The organism is Candidatus Neomarinimicrobiota bacterium, assembly GCA_018647265.1.
Classification (GTDB): Bacteria; Fidelibacterota; Marinisomatia; order Marinisomatales; family TCS55; genus TCS55.
The window spans coordinates 1-2,577 of sequence record JABGTK010000091.1 but is presented as its reverse complement, the minus strand read 5'-3'; the positions used below and the strand labels follow the sequence as shown (position 1 = coordinate 2,577).

Genomic DNA, 2,577 nt, shown 5'->3' with positions numbered 1-2,577 from the left:
TCACAATGTTCGTGCCACACTAATTGTATTGCCGATAATTCATAAATGGCTGTCTAATTGACATTGCGGTGTGTACAAATGGCAAATGACTATGAATTAAAGGCAGATTCAATTGGTTGATTGGTCTGCATTTCAATAATTCAGTAATATTCATCTTCAAGAATTAAGGAAATATAAACAGTACAATGACAAAACTTGCAATCCACGGTGGCAATCCGATTCGTAGGAAACCATTCCCAGAATGGCCAAGACCGACTTCTGAGTTGAAAGACGCCATTATAGCTACGTTAGAAAATGAAGGATGGGGGGTCGGCAGTTCGGCTATTAGTCGATTTGAAGAAAAATTTGCCGAATTTCACGATGCGAAATATTGTATCAGCACCAGTTCCGGTACGACTGCTCTATGGGTATTACTCAAAGCCGCCGGTGTTAAAGCGGGAGATGAGGTGATTGTTCCACCCTATACTTTTATAGCAACTGCATCTGCAGTACTTATGGCAAATGCCGTACCCGTATTTGTGGATATTGATCCCAATACTTTTAACATTGATGCAAATCTGATTGAAGCGGCCGTTACTGAAAAAACAAAGGCAATCATGCCGGTACATATTTCGGGTAATCCTGCTAACATGGATGCAATTTTAGCGATAGGGAAAAAACATGGTATACCAATTCTTGAGGATGCAGCCCAAGCCCACGGAGCTGAATGGAATAGCGCAAAAGTTGGTGCATTAGGTCTCGGTGGCATTTTCAGTTTTCAAACTTCAAAAAATATGTCTGCAGGAGAGGGGGGCGCCATTGTTTCCAATAATGAAGCCTTTTATGAAAAATGTTTTTCCTATCATAATTGTGGTAGAACGAAGGGTGGAGAATTTTATGAACATTCATTTCTTGGTGGCAATTTTCGTCTGAATGCCATGGCGACCAGCATGCTCATTCCTCAGATTGATTCTATTAAAATTGATATGAAACTCAGAGATATGAACCGTCAGAAGCTTGATAATGCTATTGGGCAGATAGAGGGGATTTCGTTGAATGGTAAATATGATGGTACCACACGGGAATCCAACCATATTTACTTAACTCGATACGATTCAAATGCATTTCATGGTATTCCTCGGGAAAAATTCTTTAAAGCCATGCAAGCGGAAGGGGTTTATACATATATGGGATATACGCCGCTTTACCGCGAAAAGTTATTCGTGACTGATGCGAATGAATATCCTTGGTTAAAAGGATATGATTATGGCGCTTTACAGATGTCAGTGACTGAACGATTAGCCGATGAAGAAGCGGTGTGGTTAAAGCAGAATCATTTGCTTGGCGATGCCCAGGACATTAGGGATATTATTGATGCTTTTGAAAAAGTAACCACTGCTCTCCGGAAATTTCCGGAATTATTTAAGAATTAACTTATAAAGGACGAGAATAACTCGTCATAAATGGAGGCCATATTTGACCAATCATATTTTTTTGCTATTAAGGAAAATCTCAATTTTCTAACTTCAGAAATATTTGCAATTGCCGATTTCAGTTTTTCATAAAGGTCGATTTCATTTTTATAAATATGGTTTACATGAAATTTCTTTGGGAGTAATTCTCGGTATGTCAATCTATCCGGCAAGAGTGGATAGGTATTACAGTAGACTGCTTCCATAATGCTAATGCCAAAGAAATCCTGATTGTTAGTGACGGGAATAATATCCGCTTTCCAGAGCCATTTGGCATAATCATCGGATGATTCACTGTAACCAAAATGAACAATTTTATCACTTAATTTAATTTTTGCTTCATCAAAAATGGATGGTGTTGTTTTGAAATTTTCTCCCAAGACTGCCAGTCGAAAATCAATGCCATCGCTATCCAATCGGTATAATGTTTTAAAAAATGTTTCAGGGTTTTTATCATATTCCCAACGGTGGTTCCAAAGGATGAGTGGCGGTCCATTATTGGTAGTTCGAGAAATATCAAATCGACTTAAATCAAGCCCGAGATGAAGGACTGTACTTTTTGCTTCAATTTGTTTAACAGTTTCCAATTCATTATGATCAGGGAAGTTCGTTAATAGTTTTTTAACTTCAAAAATAAATGCATCTTGATGATACTTTGAATTAAAGAGGACGTGGTCAGACGCAAAAGCAGATGTGTAGTTGATAAATCCGTAATGTTTTTTTTGATTTCCTTGAACATCTCGATCGGATGGTGACCAAGGGTAGGATAATTGATTTTCATGAAAATAAATGGCCGTTGGGATTTCTGACGACTTTTTTCGAGTCAAACTTAGGAAGGTGGTGAAGTCTAACATATCCGTTGCCATAATGAGATCGGGTTTTAAATCTGATTCATTAAATTGATTGGCCATTGTTACGGCGCCGCCATGCATACGCCATTTCCAAAATTGACCCTTCATAGATAAGATTTCAATTTGATGGTGGCTTTGTAGTTGAAAGCCTAAAGCCCAAGATTTGTGTGATCCTGTAAAGTAAGGCTCTAAAAGTAAAATTTTCATCATGTAAATTACGGGTGGACTTTCAGAAATTTCACCTTTTTACAAAGTGAACATTCCATTAAATTCAG

At 37.9% G+C, this 2,577-nt stretch carries 2 protein-coding genes; one reads left to right on the top strand and one right to left on the bottom strand.

Going from position 1 to position 2,577, the window contains the following annotated elements; all coding sequences use genetic code 11:
• Positions 1-185 precede the first annotated feature (185 nt).
• On the top strand, positions 186-1,412 hold the full coding sequence (locus HN459_05325; GenBank protein MBT3478867.1) for a DegT/DnrJ/EryC1/StrS family aminotransferase: 1,227 nt from the start codon (positions 186-188) through the stop codon (positions 1,410-1,412).
• Here the strand turns inward: HN459_05325 and HN459_05320 are convergent.
• On the bottom strand, positions 1,409-2,509 hold the full coding sequence (locus tag HN459_05320) for a DUF3524 domain-containing protein (protein ID MBT3478866.1): 1,101 nt from the start codon (positions 2,507-2,509) through the stop codon (positions 1,409-1,411). The genes HN459_05325 and HN459_05320 overlap by 4 nt on opposite strands.
• Positions 2,510-2,577: the final 68 nt, after the last annotated feature.

Bases quoted from the DNA above. Each gene is read 5' to 3' on its own strand.
- HN459_05320 (MBT3478866.1), bottom strand. From the start codon at position 2,509: ATGAAAATTTTACTTTTAGAGCCTTACTTTACAGGATCACACAAATCT.
- HN459_05325 (MBT3478867.1), top strand. From the start codon at position 186: ATGACAAAACTTGCAATCCACGGTGGCAATCCGATTCGTAGGAAACCA.